Annotated in this window: 22 protein-coding genes; 15 read left to right on the top strand and 7 right to left on the bottom strand. The window is 59.6% G+C overall.

Features of this window, described 5'->3' with window-relative positions:
- The first annotated feature begins 107 nt into the window (after window positions 1–107).
- From rpsM to rplQ, 5 genes are read left to right on the top strand one after another with little or no spacing between them, the layout of a single operon-like run.
- Window positions 108–464 carry a 30S ribosomal protein S13 gene (gene rpsM, locus AB5Y48_RS18055; protein ID WP_005350121.1) on the top strand — a complete coding sequence of 119 codons (357 nt, stop codon included), beginning with the start codon at window positions 108–110 and terminating at the stop codon, window positions 462–464.
- A 14-nt stretch (window positions 465–478) separates the two neighbouring features.
- Window positions 479–868: a 30S ribosomal protein S11 gene (gene rpsK, locus AB5Y48_RS18050; RefSeq protein ID WP_005350118.1), complete on the top strand. Its 390-nt coding sequence runs from the start codon at window positions 479–481 to the stop codon at window positions 866–868.
- A 40-nt stretch (window positions 869–908) separates the two neighbouring features.
- Entirely contained in the window at window positions 909–1529 is a 621-nt protein-coding gene (gene rpsD / locus AB5Y48_RS18045; protein ID WP_050666348.1) for a 30S ribosomal protein S4, read from the top strand.
- Window positions 1530–1554: 25 nt separating this feature from the next.
- On the top strand, window positions 1555–2544 hold the full coding sequence (gene rpoA / locus AB5Y48_RS18040) for a DNA-directed RNA polymerase subunit alpha (RefSeq protein WP_005350114.1): 990 nt from the start codon (window positions 1555–1557) through the stop codon (window positions 2542–2544).
- Between the two features lie 43 nt (window positions 2545–2587).
- Window positions 2588–2971, top strand: coding sequence for a 50S ribosomal protein L17 (gene rplQ, locus AB5Y48_RS18035; protein WP_005350112.1), 384 nt, complete (start codon window positions 2588–2590; stop codon window positions 2969–2971).
- A 797-nt stretch (window positions 2972–3768) separates the two neighbouring features.
- Here rplQ and AB5Y48_RS18030 read toward each other — a convergent pair.
- The gene (locus tag AB5Y48_RS18030) at window positions 3769–5331 is read right to left on the bottom strand and encodes a DHA2 family efflux MFS transporter permease subunit (RefSeq protein WP_368165364.1); all 1563 of its coding nucleotides are present in this window, start codon (window positions 5329–5331) and stop codon (window positions 3769–3771) included.
- A complete protein-coding gene (locus AB5Y48_RS18025; protein ID WP_060583375.1) occupies window positions 5328–6392 on the bottom strand; it encodes an HlyD family secretion protein in 1065 nt (354 codons plus the stop codon). The genes AB5Y48_RS18030 and AB5Y48_RS18025 overlap by 4 nt, the downstream gene beginning before the upstream one ends.
- Window positions 6393–6484: 92 nt before the next feature.
- On the opposite strand from AB5Y48_RS18025, the gene AB5Y48_RS18020 reads away from it, so the two are divergent.
- Both AB5Y48_RS18020 and AB5Y48_RS18015 read left to right on the top strand, forming a co-directional pair.
- Window positions 6485–7387, top strand: a complete 903-nt coding sequence (locus AB5Y48_RS18020; RefSeq protein WP_224160489.1) for a LysR family transcriptional regulator — start codon at window positions 6485–6487, stop codon at window positions 7385–7387.
- 9 nt (window positions 7388–7396) lie between these two features.
- Window positions 7397–7711 (top strand): DUF2007 domain-containing protein, encoded by a 315-nt coding sequence (locus tag AB5Y48_RS18015; RefSeq protein ID WP_050666352.1) that lies wholly within the window; start codon window positions 7397–7399, stop codon window positions 7709–7711.
- Between the two features lie 22 nt (window positions 7712–7733).
- Here AB5Y48_RS18015 and AB5Y48_RS18010 read toward each other — a convergent pair whose 3' ends face one another.
- Entirely contained in the window at window positions 7734–9017 is a 1284-nt protein-coding gene (locus AB5Y48_RS18010) for a dicarboxylate/amino acid:cation symporter (protein ID WP_368165362.1), read from the bottom strand.
- Between the two features lie 207 nt (window positions 9018–9224).
- Between AB5Y48_RS18010 and AB5Y48_RS18005 the strand changes: the two genes are divergently transcribed.
- Window positions 9225–9467 carry a YecH family metal-binding protein gene (locus AB5Y48_RS18005; RefSeq protein WP_368165360.1) on the top strand — a complete coding sequence of 81 codons (243 nt, stop codon included), beginning with the start codon at window positions 9225–9227 and terminating at the stop codon, window positions 9465–9467.
- An 85-nt stretch (window positions 9468–9552) separates the two neighbouring features.
- Window positions 9553–10146: a YhgN family NAAT transporter gene (locus AB5Y48_RS18000; protein WP_050666355.1), complete on the top strand. Its 594-nt coding sequence runs from the start codon at window positions 9553–9555 to the stop codon at window positions 10144–10146.
- Here the strand turns inward: AB5Y48_RS18000 and AB5Y48_RS17995 are convergent, their stop codons facing one another.
- Window positions 10147–11112, bottom strand: a complete 966-nt coding sequence (locus AB5Y48_RS17995; RefSeq protein WP_050666356.1) for a LysR substrate-binding domain-containing protein — start codon at window positions 11110–11112, stop codon at window positions 10147–10149.
- 189 nt (window positions 11113–11301) lie between these two features.
- Here AB5Y48_RS17995 and tatA point away from each other — a divergent pair, with 189 nt between their 5' ends.
- From tatA to AB5Y48_RS17975, 4 genes are all read left to right on the top strand, one after another.
- Window positions 11302–11460 (top strand): twin-arginine translocase TatA/TatE family subunit, encoded by a 159-nt coding sequence (tatA, locus tag AB5Y48_RS17990; RefSeq protein ID WP_050666357.1) that lies wholly within the window; start codon window positions 11302–11304, stop codon window positions 11458–11460.
- Between the two features lie 13 nt (window positions 11461–11473).
- Window positions 11474–11773, top strand: a complete 300-nt coding sequence (locus AB5Y48_RS17985) for a YfcZ/YiiS family protein (RefSeq protein ID WP_050666358.1) — start codon at window positions 11474–11476, stop codon at window positions 11771–11773.
- 117 nt (window positions 11774–11890) lie between these two features.
- Window positions 11891–13312, top strand: a complete 1422-nt coding sequence (locus tag AB5Y48_RS17980; RefSeq protein WP_050666359.1) for a lytic transglycosylase F — start codon at window positions 11891–11893, stop codon at window positions 13310–13312.
- Window positions 13309–14592 (top strand): phospholipase D family protein, encoded by a 1284-nt coding sequence (locus AB5Y48_RS17975; protein ID WP_368165357.1) that lies wholly within the window; start codon window positions 13309–13311, stop codon window positions 14590–14592. Before AB5Y48_RS17980 ends, AB5Y48_RS17975 begins: the two co-directional genes overlap by 4 nt.
- Window positions 14593–14786: 194 nt before the next feature.
- Here the strand turns inward: AB5Y48_RS17975 and AB5Y48_RS17970 are convergent, their stop codons facing one another.
- Window positions 14787–14966, bottom strand: a complete 180-nt coding sequence (locus AB5Y48_RS17970) for a hypothetical protein (RefSeq protein ID WP_136614498.1) — start codon at window positions 14964–14966, stop codon at window positions 14787–14789.
- A gap of 131 nt (window positions 14967–15097) precedes the next feature.
- Here AB5Y48_RS17970 and fabR point away from each other — a divergent pair, with 131 nt between their 5' ends.
- Both fabR and AB5Y48_RS17960 read left to right on the top strand, forming a co-directional pair.
- Window positions 15098–15733 carry an HTH-type transcriptional repressor FabR gene (fabR, locus tag AB5Y48_RS17965; RefSeq protein WP_050666361.1) on the top strand — a complete coding sequence of 212 codons (636 nt, stop codon included), beginning with the start codon at window positions 15098–15100 and terminating at the stop codon, window positions 15731–15733.
- Window positions 15726–16085, top strand: a complete 360-nt coding sequence (locus AB5Y48_RS17960) for a YijD family membrane protein (RefSeq protein ID WP_060583397.1) — start codon at window positions 15726–15728, stop codon at window positions 16083–16085. Before fabR ends, AB5Y48_RS17960 begins: the two co-directional genes overlap by 8 nt.
- Before the next feature lie 248 nt (window positions 16086–16333).
- Here the strand turns inward: AB5Y48_RS17960 and AB5Y48_RS17955 are convergent, their stop codons facing one another.
- Together AB5Y48_RS17955 and rsmD are read right to left on the bottom strand one after the other, a co-directional pair.
- Complete coding sequence (locus AB5Y48_RS17955; protein WP_050666363.1) at window positions 16334–16621, bottom strand: DUF1145 domain-containing protein; 288 nt, start codon at window positions 16619–16621, stop codon at window positions 16334–16336.
- Entirely contained in the window at window positions 16605–17219 is a 615-nt protein-coding gene (rsmD, locus tag AB5Y48_RS17950) for a 16S rRNA (guanine(966)-N(2))-methyltransferase RsmD (RefSeq protein ID WP_050666364.1), read from the bottom strand. Before rsmD ends, AB5Y48_RS17955 begins: the two co-directional genes overlap by 17 nt.
- Window positions 17220–17268 lie beyond the last annotated feature (49 nt).

Raw genomic sequence — 17268 nt, 5'->3', positions numbered from 1 at the left:
GTGCTGGCTAAGATAGCCAGCCAACTTTTGTTGTGTATTGGTTGACCGCCACGTATCCGCTCACGGGCTTTGTGGTGGTCGTAATCTACTATATGTAGGAGTGAATAGTGGCCCGTATCGCTGGCATTAACATTCCTGACCATAAGCATGCAGTCATTGCTCTGACTGCTATTTATGGCGTCGGTCGTACCCGCTCCAAGGCCATCTGTGCCGCAGCCGGTATCGCTGAGAATGTAAAAATTAAAGACCTGGATGAAGCTCAGGTAGAAAGTCTGCGTGAACAAGTAGGTAAGTACACCGTAGAAGGTGACCTGCGCCGTCAGATTTCTATGAACATCAAGCGTTTGATGGACCTGGGTTGCTACCGTGGTTTGCGTCACCGTCGTAGCCTGCCTGTCCGTGGTCAACGTACCAAGACCAATGCTCGTACCCGTAAGGGTCCGCGCAAGGCTATCAAGAAGTAACGGGAAGGTAGAAAATGGCTAAAACTCCGACTCGTGCTCGCAAGCGCGTTAAAAAGCAAGTGAGCGACGGTATCGCACACGTACATGCCTCTTTCAACAACACAATCGTGACTATCACTGACCGTCAGGGCAACGCTCTGTCTTGGGCCACCGCTGGTGGTTCCGGTTTCCGTGGTTCTCGTAAGTCCACCCCGTTCGCTGCCCAGGTTGCAGCCGAGCGTGCCGGTGAGATGGCCAAAGAATATGGCGTCAAGAACCTGGAAGTCATGGTCAAGGGTCCGGGTCCCGGTCGTGAGTCTTCCATCCGCGCTCTGAACGCGGCTGGTTTCCGCATCACGAACATCACTGATGTGACTCCGATCCCGCACAACGGTTGTCGTCCTCCCAAGAAGCGCCGCGTGTAACGCGTTTAGCTACTTGGTCTAGGATTGTTGGAGAAAGAAGATGGCAAGATATATCGGTCCTAAGCTTAAGCTTAGCCGTCGTGAGGGCACCGACCTCTTCCTGAAGTCTGGTGTTCGTGCGATTGATTCTAAGTGCAAGATTGACACCGCCCCGGGTCAGCACGGCGCTCGTAAGCCGCGTCTGTCCGACTACGGTGTTCAGCTGCGCGAGAAGCAAAAAGTTCGCCGTATCTACGGCGTATTGGAAAAACAGTTCCGCAACTACTACCGCAGTGCTGCCCGTCAGAAGGGTAACACCGGCGAAAACCTGTTGCAGCTGCTGGAAGGTCGTCTGGACAACGTCGTATACCGTATGGGCTTCGGCGCCACTCGTGCTGAAGCACGTCAGCTGGTCAGCCACAAGGCCATCATGGTTAACGGCCGCGTTGTGAACATTCCTTCTTTCCAGGTTTCCCCTGAGGATGTGGTCTCTGTTCGCGAGAAGGCTAAGAAGCAAGCACGTATCAAGGCTGCCCTTGAGGTTGCTGGTCAGCGTGAGAAGCCGACTTGGGTAGAGGTTGACGCTGCCAAGATGGAAGGTGCCTTCAAGCGCCTGCCGGAGCGTTCTGACCTGTCTGCCGACATTAACGAACAGCTGATCGTCGAGCTTTACTCCAAGTAAAGCTAGCTTCTAAAGAGAGGACACAATGCTGGGTTCTGTAACAGATTTTCTTAAGCCGCGGCTAGTTGACATCGAGCAAGTTAGCCCGACTCACGCAAAAGTGACTCTTGAGCCGCTTGAGCGTGGTTTTGGTCACACGCTGGGCAACGCCCTGCGTCGTATTTTGCTTTCTTCTATGCCCGGTTGTGCAGTCACTGAAGTCGAAATCGATGGCGTACTGCACGAGTACAGCAGCAAGGAAGGTGTTCAGGAAGACGTTCTCGAAATCCTGCTGAACCTGAAAGGCATCGCTGTGAAGCTGGAAGGCAAGGACGAGGTAACTCTGTCCCTGACCAAGTCTGGAACAGGCCCCGTTACCGCTGGTGATATCACTCACGGTGATGAAGTTGAGATCGTAAACCCGGAGCACGTAATCTGCCACCTGACCAGCGCCAACGCTGAGATCAGCATGCGCCTGAAGATTCAGCGCGGTCGTGGTTACGTGCCCGCTTCCGCTCGCGTCCACAATGACGATGAGGAGCGCCCGATTGGTCGCCTGCTGCTGGACGCTGCGTTCAGCCCCATCGTTCGCATCGCCTACAATGTAGAAGCGGCGCGTGTGGAACAGCGTACCGACTTGGACAAGCTGGTCATCGAAATGGAGACCAACGGCACCCTGGATCCGGAAGAGGCTATCCGTCGTTCCGCCACTATCCTGGCAGAGCAACTGGAAGCCTTCGTCGACCTGCGTGACGTAAGCGTGCCCGAGAAGAAGGAAGAGAAGCCCGAGTTCGATCCGATTCTGCTGCGTCCTGTCGATGATTTGGAGCTGACAGTTCGTTCCGCGAACTGTCTGAAGGCAGAAGCTATCCACTATATTGGTGATCTGGTACAGCGTACCGAAGTCGAGTTGCTTAAGACTCCGAACCTCGGTAAGAAGTCCCTGACTGAGATCAAGGACGTGTTGGCCTCCCGTGGTCTGTCTCTGGGCATGCGCCTGGAGAACTGGCCGCCCGCCAGCATCGCTGACGAGTAAATCCAGATTACGGGTTCACAGATTTAGTTAGAAGGATAAGGTCATGCGCCATCGTTTGAGTGGTCGTCAACTGAACCGGAACAGCAGCCATCGTCAGGCTATGTTCCGCAACATGGCCAGCTCCCTGGTTCGTCATGAGATCATCAAGACGACTCTGCCGAAGGCAAAAGAGCTGCGTCGTGTAGTTGAACCGCTGATCACCCTTGCCAAGACTGATAGCGTTGCTAACCGTCGTCTGGCATTCGCCCGCACTCGTGATAACGAAGTTGTGGCAAAGCTGTTCAACGAACTGGGCAAGCGCTACCAAGAGCGCGCCGGTGGTTATACTCGCATTCTGAAGTGCGGGTTCCGTGCCGGTGACAATGCTCCGATGGCTTACATCGAGCTGGTAGACCGCCCGGCCGCTGCTGAAGCAGCTGCCGAGTAAGATAGAAAAAGCCGGGCTTGCCCGGCTTTTCTTTTTCCTGCATTTTTCTTACCGCTTACCGCTTACCGCTTACCGCTTACCGCTTACCGCTTACCGCTTACCGCTTACCGCTTACCGCTTACCGCTTACCGCTTACCGCTTACCGCTTACCGCTTACCGCTTACCGCTTACCGCTTACCGCTTACCGCTTACCGCTTACCGCTTACCGCTTACCGCTTACCGCTTACCGCTTACCGCTTACCGCTTACCGCTTACCGCTTACCGCTTACCGCTTACCGCTTACCGCTTACCGCTTACCGCTTACCGCTTACCGCTTACCGCTTACCGCTTACCGCTTACCGCTTACCGCTTACCGCTTACCGCTTACCGCTTACCGCTTACCGCTTACCGCTTACCGCTTACCGCTTACCGCTTACCGCTTACCGCTTACCGCTTACCGCTTACCGCTTACCGCTTACCGCTTACCGCTTACCGCTTACCGCTTACCGCTTACCGCTTACCGCTTACCGCTTACCGCTTACCGCTTACCGCTTACCGCTTACCGCTTACCGCTTACCGCTTACCGCTTACCGCTTACCGCTTACCTCATATCCGCGATCCACCATATCCATGTTGTGCACCGTGCGTGGCAAGGGTCTGTATTGTGTCGGCGCGCTTGATACGAGGGGGGAAGCTGGCGGTTTCGCATCAGTGCCGGCACGCCTGGCTCGCCGGAGGGTCTGAGCAGATAGGGGCATCACATGCTCCAGGGGCGTGGCAGCGCAAAGTAAAAGGGCCACCGCTAAGTGGCCCTTCTCTTATGCCTCGATGGGTTCGGCGTGTTGGCCAGAGGGGGTCGGCTTGGGTGCTTTGAGTAACAACATCATGGCACTCGCCAGTAACAGAAATCCCCCCATCAGGAAGAAGATCTGGTTATAGGCCATGATGGCGGCATCTCGCTGCATCGTCTGGTTGAGCAGGGCTCGCGCCTGCTCGGCGGCCCCCACCGGGTCACCACTCTGGGATGCCAGGGTGCCGGCCGTCTGCTGTAGCCACAGCTGTCCCGCGATGCTGCTGGCGTCCAGAGTACTGGCGATGTAGGTCAGGTGAACCCGGCTCTGGTTATCGAGCATGGTCGCTATGATGGCGATGCCGATGGCTCCTCCGAGGTTGCGCAGTACGTTGAGCAGGGTCGAGGAGCTGGGGATATCGCCCGGGGTCAGGCTGGCGGTGGCGACCATGGAGAGGGGGACCATGATGAAGGGCTGCCCCAGAGCTCGAATGATCAGGGAGTCTGTGAGCTGGGGACCGGCAAAGTCGACGCTCATGCCGGTATTCATAAAGCAGCTGACGGCGAAGACCAGAAAGCCAAAACAGACCAGATAACGGGGGTCCACGCTGCGTGTGAGCCTGGGGACGAGCGGCAGGACCAGCAGTTGGGGGAGTCCCATCCACATCAGCACCTTGCCGATCTCCAGCGCGTTGTAGTTGTGGATCTGGGCCATATAGAGGGGCAAGACATAGATAGAGCCCATCAGGGCCATCCCCAGGATCAGATAGGCAAAGCAGGCCAGGGCGAAGCGCCCGTTACCCAGTAATCGCAGATTGACCAGGGGATGGCGGCGCAGCAACTGGCTGATGATAAAGAAGATCATGGCCACAGCGGAGATCACCGACAGGCGCACGATGAAGGAGGAGCCAAACCACTCCTCGCGATTGCCCTCTTCCAGCACCACTTCCAGCAGGCCCAGCCCGACCGCCATGGTGAATATGCCCACCAGATCGACCCGGCGAATCACCTCCCAATCGACGGGCTCGCGATCGAGGCCATGGGCCAACATGGCCAGCACCAGCAATCCGGGCGGCACGTTGAGGTAGAAGATGTAGTGCCATGAAAGTTGCTCGGTGAGCCACCCACCCAGGGTGGGGCCTATGGCCGGGGCAAAGGTGGTGCAGAGTCCAAACAGGGCCATGCCGGTGGCACGCTTCTCCAGGGGGAGCAGGGTGACGATCAGGGTAAAAGCCATGGGGATAAGCGCCCCACCGGTAAATCCCTGTAGGGCCCGAAACACTATCATGCTGCCCAGGTTCCAGCTGAAGGAGCAGAGGACGGAGGAGAGAATAAAGGCGGCAGTGGTCCAGATGAGGTAGCGGCGCACACTCAATCCCCTGCTGAGCCAGCCGCTCAGGGGAATGGCGATCATTTCGGCGACCAGGTAGGCGGTCGATATCCAGGAGCTCTCGCTCAGGGTCGCCGACAAGGCTCCCTGAATATCCTTGAGGGATGAGTTGGTGATCTGGATATCGAGGATCGCCATGAAGGCACCGAGCAAGCCACCCAGTACGGCGATCCAGTGGCGACGGGATACCGGCTGACTCATTGGCGGGCGGCCAGGTGGGTGGGAGCCTGTTCGGCATTTCGGGTATCGACGGTCACCTCGCTGGAGAGCCCGGGCAGTAGTTTACCGGCCAGCACTCCCGGCTCAGGGATGCGGATCTTCACCGGTACCCGCTGCACTATCTTGGTGAAGTTCCCGGTGGCGTTTTCCGGTGGTAGCAGGGCGAACTTGGCGCCGGTAGCCGGGGATAGGCTGTCGATGACGCCATCGACCGGCTGGTTTGGATAGGCGTCGAGCACAACCTCCACCTTTTGTCCCGGGTGCATATGTGCGAGCTGGGTCTCCTTGAAGTTGGCCTCGACCCATACCTCCTTGAGTGGCACCAGGCTGGCCACCTGCATGCCCGACTGCACATACATTCCCTCTCGCAGGGCACGCCGTCCGATGATGCCGTCGGCCGGGGCCCGGATCTCGGTATAGCTGAGATCGAGGCGAGCCTGATCCAGATTGGCCCGGCTTTCGGCGATGCGGGCCTGGGCCTGCTGCTGTTCGGCATCGAGCACCAGCAGGTTGTCCCTGGCCGCCTGCAGGGCAGCCTCGGCCTCTACCAGCTGGGCCTCGGCCACCTGACGGTTGGCACTGACTTCATCAAGACTGTCCTGAGAGCTGTAGTTGCGAGCCTTGAGCTGAGCGGTACGACTCTGTTGCTGGCTGGCACGGCGCAGTTCTGCCTTGCCAGAGAGCACTCGGGCCTGTGCCTGATGGATCAGGCTCAGCTGCCGGGTGCGGGTGGCAGTCAGGTTCTCGGCACTGGCCTGGTTCAGGGCCAACTCGGCCTCTGCCATGGCGAGCCGGTGACGATACTCCCTGTCATCGAGGCGGGCGATGATCTGATGGGAGCGAACCTGCTGGTTGTCGTCGACCAACACCTCATGAATGTAACCCGGCAGGCGCGAGGCGATGGCGGTGACGTTGCTCTGCAGATAGGCGTTGTCGGTGCGCTCGAAGTAGCGCCCATAACCGTACCAGTAGAGGGCGAAGGCGAGGCCGAGCAGGGCCAGTATGATGGCCGCCATCAGCGGGATCTTCTTCTCTTTGCTCATTTCATTCTCCGTTGTGGAACGGACAGGCTAGCATTGTCTTATTTTTAAGATTAGTGTGCAGAAATGAGAAAAATCGTTGCATAGAGGAAACAATGGATCTGAATGCCGCCCAGATCTTTGCCACCATAGTGGACCGGGGTTCCTTCACCGCCGCCGCCGCCGCGCTCGGCATGACCAAGGCCACGGTCAGTCGGCGTATGGCCGATCTGGAGCGACATCTGGGGGTGAGGTTACTCTATCGCTCGACGCGTCAGCTGACCCTGAGCGAGGAGGGGGAGCAGTACTACCAGCGTTGCCGAACCGCCCTGGAGGTGATGGCCGAGGCCGAGTTACAGCTCAGTGCCTCCCAGCATCAACTGACCGGTACCCTCAAGATGGCGGTCCCTATCGAGACGGGGCAACTGGTGCTGGCCCGGGTGGTCGCGGATTATTTACAGTCACATCCGGACCTCAAGGTCGACATGGAGTTGACCAACCGGGTGGTTGATCCCATCACCGAGGGGCTTGACTGCATCATTCGCATAGGGGAGAGCGACGATACCAGTCTGGTTAGCCGTCGGCTCTGGCTGACGGAGCGGCTGCTATGTGCTTCCCCCTCATATCTCGAGCGGGTTGGAGTGCCTTCCCATCCGGTTCAACTGGAAGAGCACGAGCGTATCTTCGTGCGCTCCTCACTGCTTTCGCCCCGCTGGGTCTTCGAGCGTGAGGGGGAGCGGGTGCTGATCGAGCCAAAATCCCGTTTTAGGGTCAATAATATTACCTGCGCCCGCGAGGCGGCAAAGGCCGGGTTGGCGCTTGCCTCTCTGCCTGCCATGCTCTGTCGGGAGGAGTTGGCCAGCGGAGCCCTGGTACCCCTGCTCTCCGAATGGCGACAGCCCCCGGTACCTATTTATCTGCTTTGTCCGGAACGACGTTTCATGCCGCGCAAGTTGCGGATGTTTATCGATTATCTGATCGAGCGCAGAGACGAATATGCCATCGATCGCCTGATCTAAGGAGTCGTTATGGAACAATGGATCAATCTCTATCGCGCCTCCCATGTACTGGAGGCCCATGCCATCAAGGGGGCCCTGGAGGTGGAGGGTATCCGTGTCCGGCTGAATGGTGAGGGGCTTGGAGGCGCATTGGGAGAGTTACCCGTGGATCTGCTGCAGGTGACCCTGATGGTGCCGGGTGAGCAGCGACAGAAGGCATCCCGGGTCATCGAGCGCTACCAGAAGCGGCAGGGGAATGGCTGGCTCTGCGGGCGTTGTGGCGAGGAGAATGGGGCCAACTTCGAGATCTGCTGGCGTTGCGGCCACGATCCTGAAGAGGAGTGATCGGGCCTGTGGCCCGATGTCGTCACTGGCGGGCGTTTTCGTCCAGCTCTTCGCCGGCTTCCGGATCGTGGAAGGTGGCCAGATCCAGCTCCCCTTCCCGGCGGGCGATCAGCACCGAAACCAGAATATCGCCGGAAACATTGACCGTGGTGCGCGCCATGTCGAGGAATCGGTCGATCCCGGCGATGAGAGCCACCCCCTCCAGCGGCAAGCCTACCGAGGTGAGGACCAGAGTCAGGGTCATCAGGCCGGTGCCCGGGGTTCCCGCCGTTCCTATGCTGGCCAGCACGGCGATGACGACGATGGTCATATAGTCGATGAGATGGAGGTCGACCCCGAAGGCCTGGGCCACGAAGAGGGCCGTCACCCCCTGGTAGAGGGCGGTACCATCCATATTAATGGTGGCGCCTATGGGGAGGACGGTGTTGGTCACCCGCTTGGAGACTCCCAGACGCGCCTCGGCACAGTGGATACTGACAGGTTGGGTGGCGGCGCTGGAACTGCTGGTGAAGGCGATGGCCTGTGCATCCAGTATGCCGCGAAAGTAGTGCCAGGGGTTGAGCCGGGCCAGCAGCACCAGCATGCCGCTGTAGACCCCCAGCACGTGCAACAGACAGCCGAGATAGACGGCACCGATCACCTTGAGCAGGGGAAGCGTCAGGGCCAGCTCATACTGGGCCGCCAGCCAGGCCGTGAGGGCACATACACCGTAGGGTGCCAGGTTCATCAGCACCTGGGTCAGCTTGTTCATCGCTTCCGCCAGGGAGGCAAACAGACGCTGCGCCGGAACCCCCTGTCGCCCGATGGCATTGATGGCGAGTCCGAGAGCAACCGCAAACACCAGCACCTGCAGCACCCGGCCTTCCGCCATGGCCTGGAGCGGATTGGTCGGCACCAGCGCTACCAGGACCTGCTCCAGAGTGGGATGAGGTTGAGGCGATGGAGGCAGTGCATGTTGCAGCGTGATGCCGGTACCGGGCTCGAGCAACCAGCCCATCAGCAGGCCGATGCAGATGGCCAGGGTGGTGGAGGCGAGATAGAGGAAGGTGGCCTTGATACCCGTCTGGTCGAGATGGCGCCGCCCCAGGGTGCAGATACCGGTGATCACCGAGCAGAAGATGAGGGGGAGCATCAACATCTTGATGGTGTTGACGAAGAGGGTGCCGAAGGGTTTGAGCAGTAGCGCCTGATCCGGCAGACCCAGCCCCAGTGCGATGCCGATCAGCATGCCGAGCAGGGTTTTCACCCAGAGGGGACGGCGAGTCCAGAGCCGCCAGGGGGCAAACACCATTCCTTGGAACTGCATGTGAGCCGGGGTCCTCGATCGATGTACGGGAAAAAGGGGCGCCAGTGTAGCGACAGCCCGGTCGGGTTACCACATTATCGACAAAGCGCGTTTCCCTACCAGCGTCAGGTGCAGAAATGCACCTTTTTCTTGGCCTGCATCAAGGTGGCATGAGAGGGGGCAATGTTTAATGTTCATCTCATTTGTTTGTTTCATTGGAGAGAGACCATGTCCGATTCGATTCACGGTCATGAGGTGATGCAGATGATGCTGGCCCAGGGGGGGAGCTTTACCCGCGAGAGCCTGCGTCAGGCCATTCACACCGCTTTCGGGAGTGATGCCCGTTTTCACACCTGCAGCACCGAGGGGATGGATGCAGACCAGCTGATCGCCTTCCTCGAGCGCAAGGGCAAGTTCGTCGCCGAGGGGGAGGGGTTCCAGACCCGCGCCGATCGCATCTGCAACCATTAATGGGGCGGGGCGAGCCTTCGGCTCGCCCAATTCCTCGCCGATCTGCTATATTCCCGGCCTCTCAATCTCAGTTGTTGGCCACGCCATGGATACTTTCTCCGCCGCCGTTATGCTGTTCCTGATCATGGACCCGCTCGGCAATCTTCCCGTCTTTCTCTCCATCCTGCGTCATATCGACCCCAAGCGCCGGCGCAAGGTGATGATCCGCGAGCTGCTCTTCTCGCTCGCCATCATGATGCTCTTCCTCTTCGTGGGACAGCAGATCCTGACTTTCCTCAATCTGCGCCAGGAGGCAGTCAGCATCGCGGGGGGGATCATACTGTTTCTGATCGCCATCAAGATGATCTTCCCGGGACCGGGTGGAGTGACGGGGTTGGCAGCCGGTGAGGAGCCCTTCCTGGTGCCCATGGCGATCCCCATGATCGCCGGCCCCTCCATTCTGGCCTCCCTCTTGCTACTGGCCAATCAGGCGCCGGGACGCATGGCCGACTGGTCCCTGGCCCTCTTCATGGCCTGGGCGGCCAGCGCCGTGATCCTGATGTTTTATGAGGTGTTCAACAAACTGCTCGGCGAGCGGGGACTGACCGCCGTCGAGCGGTTGATGGGGATGCTGCTGGTGATGATCTCGGTGCAGATGCTGCTGGATGGAGTGCACCACTATCTATCGATGGTGCCGTAGTTACCATCCATTTCCATCGGATTTCAGCCCGTCGGTAATCAGGCCGTGCAGGGTCTCGCGCAGCCAGAGGTGACCGGGATCCTGCTGCCTCCCCTGATGCCAGACCAGCAGATGGGAGATGCTGTCGATGCCGATGGGAAGCGGCAGCGGTACCATGGGGTAGACTTGGACCGCATGGCGGGCATAGAGGCTGGAGACGGTGACGATCATGTCCGAGTGCATGCCCATTCGCAGGGCTGCCTCGAAGCTGGGAACCGTGGCGGCGATATGCCGTGATATGCCCATTTCCAGCAGGCGATCGTCCAGCATCCAGCGATCTCGTCCCTCGCAGAAGGTCTGTACATGGGGATAGTGGCTGAAAGCCTCGACTCCCCACGCCTTCCACCCCAACAGGGGGTGATCCTGCCTGACCAGGCAGGTGAAGCCATCTTTTGCCAGCAGTCGTTGCTCGATTGCCGAGGGCAGGGTGTCGATACGCAGATCCGAGGTGAGGCTGTTCTCCCTGACCGTGAAGGCCAGATCGATTCCCCCCTGGGCCATCTTGCCCAGGCTGCCCTCATCCCACTCCACGTAGCGCAGACGCACGCCAGGTGCCTGTCGGGTCAGGGTCTGCAGGTAGAGGGGCACAAACAGGGTGAAGGCGCTGTCCATGCTGGCGATGAGAAACTCCCGCTCGGTCGTGGCGGGGTCGAAGCGGGGAGGGTGCAGCACCCCGTTGAGATGGTGCAGCAGGGGGGTGAGCTCCTGTTCCAGCTGCAGTGCTCTGGGGGTGGGCTCGAGCCCGTGCGAGGTGCGCAGGAAGAGGGGGTCGCCGAGAGCCTCCCGCAGGCGGCTCAAGGCCTTGCTGACGGCGGACTGGCTCAGGTGCAAACGCCTGGCTGCCCGACTGCCATTGCGCTCTTCCAGCAACACATGCAGTACGATCAGGAGGTTGAGGTCGAGGCGGTTGAGGAGTTCGAGTCGCATCTGTTCCGGGTTGTGGCCTGTCACATGCCGGGGTTATAACACGAGTTGTGGCAGCATGCCCCATGATGCGCGCTTACCATTATCAAAGATGTGGATTAATTATATGAAGCCGCTCACAATTTACGCCCGGGTTGATTTTGCCCAACAATAGTTGTCTCGCGATCTGTTACAACCTGTCCGGAGGCAACAATGGGACTTGGCGGCATTCACATCTGGCACACTCTGATCCTGCTGTTCGTCGTTCTGCTGGTATTTGGCAGCAAGCGATTGGCCGGAGCCGGAGAGGATATAGGTACTGCCATCCGCGATTTTCGTAAGGCGATGCGTGACGATGACGCATCCAAATAGATAGGAGTTAACCATGTCGGTTGAAGAGAAAGTTCAGGAAACCTGTGATGCCTGCGGCTGCTATGCAGAGATTGGCACCATCATAGGGGAGGGCGATGACCGCCTGGATCTCGAGGTATCTGCCGCAAACGAAACCGAAGCCCGCGCCCGTCTGGCTGAGTTCATCCAGCTTGCCCATCAGGTCAGCAGCGAGGTTGCGATCAGCGAGCAACTGCAGACGGTGGCCGAAGGGGTGCTTATCAAGGCTCGCATTCAGTTCACCTGTACTGCCGAGAAACTGATTTTCGAGATGCGTGCGCGCGTGCTCGGATAATGTATGCGGTGGCGGGTGATGCCTGCCACCTTGACCCTTAGGCTGTGGGTCCAGACACTTTGGTTGAAGCGGTACCGGGATTGATCTCCGGTGCCACACCCAACATAAGGGGACGACATGCGGCTGTGGTTCGGGTTTTGCCTCCTTCTTCTCTCCCTCTCTCTCCCTGCGGCGCCGCTCAAGCCGCTCGTCCTCACCCAGCCCGGCGATCTCGACCGCATCCTTGAACAGAAAGTCCTGCGGGCCCTGGTGGTCTATGAGCGCGGATTTTTCTTTCTGGACCGGGGACAGCAGAAGGGCATTCTGGTCAATCAGTTACAGGGTTTTGAGCGCTGGCTCAACCGGACCTACCTGGCCCGGGATAAGGTCAAGCTTAAAGTCATCTACATCCCGGTGCGCCAGGATCGCCTGCTCGACTATCTGGAGGAGGGGCGCGGCGATCTGGTGGTGGCCAACCTGACGGTCACCCAGGACAGGCGCGAGCGTGTGACTTTCTCCCGCCCCGTCATCGCACCTATCGAGGAGTGGATCGTCAGTGCCGACTCTTTGCCCGCCTTCACCCGCCTGACCCAGTTATCGGGTCGCCGGGTCTGGGTGCGAGCCAGCTCCAGTTATTACGAGAGTCTGAGGCGTCTCAACCGTCTGTTTCGGGATCTGGGTCTCCCCCCGGTCTATGTGGAGACGGTACCCGAATACCTGCAGGACGGGGATCTGCTGGAGATGGTGGCGGCCGGCCTCATTCCTCTCACGGTAACCGACAGCTTCAAGGGGCGTCCCTGGCTGGATGCACTCTCCGGGCTGAGAGCCCATCGTCTTATTCCGCTGCGGGACGGTGGCCATACCGCCTGGGCCTTGCGCCCCGGCTCTCCCAAGTTGTTGACAGCGGTCAACCGTTACCTGACCGAGGTGCCAAGGCACCAGCTCTATAGCGATCTCACCCTGCGTCAGTATCTGCGCCAGAGCGAGTCGCTCAGCAACATATTGGCTCCCGAGCGGGTGGGGCGCCTCAACCGGATTCGCCTGGTGTTACAGAAGTACGCGGATCGCTACGATCTCGACTGGTTGATGCTGGCGGCCATGGCCTACAAGGAGTCTGGCCTCGATCCTGCCGCCCGCTCCGTCGGTGGTGCTATCGGTCTGTTGCAGCTGCTTCCCGCGACCGGGAGGACGGTCAACATCACGGGGGCAAGGCTCGCCTCGCTGGAAGGGAATGTGGAGGCGGCCTGCCGCTACCTGAGGTTGATCCGCGACACCTATTTCAACGACCCCGGGCTGGATCGTCTCAATCGCCATCTGATGGTGCTGGCAGCCTACAATGCGGGGCCGAACCGTATCCAGCGGTTGCGTAGCAAGGCCAGTGAGGCCGGGCTCGATGCCAATCAGTGGTTTGGTAACCTGGATCAGCTGGTGGCCAACGAGGTGGGACAGATCCCCATCCACTATGTGGGCACCATCTACAAGTACTACATGGCCTATCGTTTCAGCCTGCAGCAGATAGAAGGCAAGCAGGCGGTGCTGCGTCGTCAGGCGGAGCAATGAGCAGGCCCTGGTGGGGACACGGCTCTGAGGTCTCCTCACCCCCCGAGGAGGGGACGTTTTCGCTGCTGGCCTCTCCACAGCAGGCGCTGGCCTGGCGCTGCGAGCTGTTGCGCTCTGCTCGCCATACCATCGATGCCCAGTACTACAGCTGGGAGGAGGATGCCAGTGGCAAACTGCTGCTGGCCGAGCTGCTGGCCGCCGCCCGGCGGGGGGTCAAGGTGCGCCTGCTGATCGATCACCTCTACAGCGATGAGGCTCGGTTTCTGCCTCTGCTGGCCCATCACCACCATATCGAGCTGCGCCGCTTCAACCCCTTCCAATCCCGCCTGTGGCACCCCCTTGCCCTCCTGCTGGAAGTGCTCCTTCGCTTTCGTCATCTCAATCACCGCATGCATAACAAGCTGCTGCTGGTGGATGGCCGTCAGGCCATCATGGGGGGACGCAATATCGGGGACAGTTATTTTGGCCTGAGTGACTCACCGGCCTTCGTCGATCTCGATATTGCCTGTCGCGGGGCACTCTGCCGCCAGTTGGTCAGAGGGTTCGAGCGGTTTTGGCGTAGCCGCTGGAGCCACCCCTGGCATCCGTCGGATCTCGATACGGAGTCAGCGGCTCGCCTGGCCTTTCTCGGCGACTACCTGCAACCCGGTGTTGCCAGCCTCTACGGCATACCCGCTCCTCTGGTCGCCGAGCCCCTGCCGTGGTGGACAGGCAAGGGAAGCGTTCTGTTCGATGTGCCGGGCAAGGGGGTGATCCGTCAGGGCCGCATTGCCCGTTTGATTGGCCACGAGTTGGCGAGGCCCCACGCCAGGTTGACGCTGGTTTCCCCCTATCTGGTGTTGCCACCGCCCTTCATGAGGCGGCTGCTACGGTTGGCCCGCCGCGGGGTCAGCATCACACTGCTTACCAATGCGCTGGAGACGACGGATGTCCCGTTGGTGCACGGCGCCTATGAGCGGCAGCGGGCACGCCTGCGCAGACATGGTATTCGGGTCTGTGAGTTGCGGGAGGGGCAGGGGCGCAGCCTGCACGCCAAGCTGGTCCTGGGGGAGCCGGGTCTGCTGCTGTTGGGGAGCTTCAACCTCGATCCCCGCTCTCTCTATCTCAACACCGAGATTGCCCTGCGGATCGACTGTCCCCCGTTACAGCAGGAGCTGGACAATTGGTGCACCACCTGGCTGGCCGAGAGCGATGATGAGGAGCACTCGTCACCGCCTGGCCGATGGCAAAGGTGCTGGCTCTGGTTGGTGGGGCGTCTTCCTATTCAGCGTTGGCTGTGATGGGCACTTCTCTGAAAACGTTTGTGCGATATGTCGCAAAGCCTTGTGCGCCCTGGATGGCATCAAAAAGGGAGAGTACCGGTAGGCACTTTCATCTACATGTTTTTAAAGGAGTATTTTGGGTTCATCCGAATGGGGTGAACGAATTGCGCATATTCTTTCTCTATTTGTGCTTTTTTATACATCACTAGCCCCTAAGATGGGCAGTGCAAGGACAACACGTCTCCCATGGAGCCGTGTGGTGTGATGTCCGGCCCACTCACGGCGTTGCCGGTGACGATGGCATCAGGGAGTGATGCCGATACCCCGGGGTAGCGGAAACCATGGGGAAAGGTCAGGGAGAGGGGGCAGACAGAGCACCAGAAATGGAACATGCCATTTGCATGGGGGTGATCAGTGATCACCCCCTTTTTTTGTCTCATTACCGGCGGAGTGTGTGACAAGGCTGCGCCATTCCCTTGCTTCGGGTTATGATTCCTTTTCAGATCCGTGAAGTGGAGTGGTCGTGGGAATTCGCGCACAACAGAAAGAAAAGACCCGGCGCAGCCTGATCGAGGCGGCGTTTAACCAGCTGAGCAGCGATCGCAGCTTCTCCAATCTGAGCCTGCGCGAGGTGGCCCGCGAGGCCGGGATTGCTCCCACCTCCTTCTATCGCCACTTCCGCGACATGGAGGAGCTTGGCCTGACGCTGGTGGACGAGGGGGGCTTGACCCTGCGCCAGCTGATGCGTCAGGCGCGTCAGCGTATCGCAGGTGGCGGTAGTGTGATCCGCACCTCGGTGCAGACCTTCATGGAGTTTGTCGAAAACAACCCCAACGTATTCAGACTGTTGCTACGTGAGCGCTCGGGGACATCACCGGCTTTTCGTCAGGCGGTGGCCCGTGAGATCCAGCATTTTATCGCCGAGCTGACCGACTATCTGGAGGCGACCTCGGGACGCAGTCGCGAAGAGGCCTATATTCAGGCTGAGGCGATCGTGACCATCGTCTTCAGTGCCGGGGCCGATGCCCTGGATCTGACGCGGGAGGAGTGTCGGGCATTGAGCGAGCGTGTCATCACGCAACTGCGCATCATAGCGGCCGGCGCCGAAGCCTATCAGCCGCGTCCATTCCCTCGAGAAGAAGGAGAGTCCCATGAGTGAGAATCACCTGCCAGACAAGATGCCCCTGATCCTGGCGCTGCTAATCGGTGTCTGTGGTGACGCTACCCTCTCCATGCTCGTCAACGAGGCGGTTCCCTTCTCCCTCTACCCGCTGATTGCCCTGGTGCTGGCGGCGCGGCAGCTCTATCACTACTACGCGACCGTCCCCATGGAGGGAAATGTGCCCCTCTGCACCCTGCTGAGCTTTTTCATCGGCATCTTTGGCCACACCGCCTGGCTGAGAGTGGTTTACCCCGAGCTGGGCAGCAACTTCTTCTCGCTCATTGCCATGCTGCTGCTATTGGCCTGGCTCTCCATCAAGCTGGGGATCATGGCCGGTCGCGATCAATAAGAAGGCCCGGCGCAAGGCCGCAATGTTGTTCAGATAAGCACGTTTTTGACTGATTATTCATAAGTGCTAGCTGAGTTGGGGGAGAAAGGCTGTTTTAAGTCCATCTTCCTCCAGCCCTTGTACAGCGTGGCGTGCAATAGAAAGAGGGAGGCATCATGCCTCCCTCGTTTTTTAGCCCTGATACTACCTGGGCTGGCACTCAAATTCTCTTAAGTGAACAGCATTGTGGCGCAAGGCCGGGCCATCGATCAGCTGGCGCGCTCGGCAATCTGCCCGAGTTGCTCGCGGATCCTGCCGGTGGCAAAGACCCCGAACAGGACAATTTGCCAATACTCGCCGCGGCTGACGGCAAAGTGGGGAGCGCAGGCGCGCCGGATCATGCCGGCCTGGGCCCAGTGCATCAACAGGACTACCAGGCCACAGGGGGGAAGCAGGGTGTTGAGCCGTTCGGGGAGCAGGTTGGCCAGGGCTGCGCCGACACCGAGCCAGAACAGCAGGACAACGCCTCTGGCCAGCAGATTAAGCAGCATCTTCATGGATTTCCCTCAGATAGAGTTGGTAGCAGACCTGCCCGGCCTGCTTGTCTTTGATCAGGCGCCAGCTTGCCGGCAGTGATGGAGGCTCGGCCTCTCTCTCCCGTTCCAGATAGATGAGGGCCTCGTCGGCCAGCCAGCCGTTCTGCTCCAGCAGGGTGCAGACGGTAGGTAACAGATCCTTGCGAAAGGGAGGATCGAGGAAGACCAGATCGAAGGGGCGGGCCGGTCCTTGCAGCCAGCTCACCGCATCGGTCTCGATCACCTCGGCTGCCGATGAGCCGAGCAGGGCGATATTCTTGCGCAATTGGTCGGCGGCGCCGCGATCCCGTTCGACCAGGGTGACTCGACTGGCATAGCGGGAGAGGGCTTCGAAGCCGAGTCCGCCACTGCCGGCGAAGAGATCCAGACAGCGGGTCTCGCGCACATGGGGGGCCAGCCAGTTGAAGATGGTCTCCTTGACCCGATCCGTGGTGGGCCTGAGCCCCTCTACGTCACGAACCGGCAGCTTACGCCCGCGCCACTGGCCGCTGATGATTCTTACAAACCCCGATTTTCCCTGTGGGGACGGGCTGTTGCGGCTATTTTTCGCTCTGGGCATCGCGTTTCGTCGTCAGAAAAGAAAGTGATAGTATAAGGCGGTTCATTTT

Origin of the sequence: Aeromonas sp. R6-2 (assembly GCF_040908155.1) — a bacterium.
GTDB classification, from domain to species: domain Bacteria; phylum Pseudomonadota; class Gammaproteobacteria; order Enterobacterales; family Aeromonadaceae; genus Aeromonas; species Aeromonas schubertii.
This window is presented reverse-complemented; position numbering and strand designations above follow the sequence as displayed.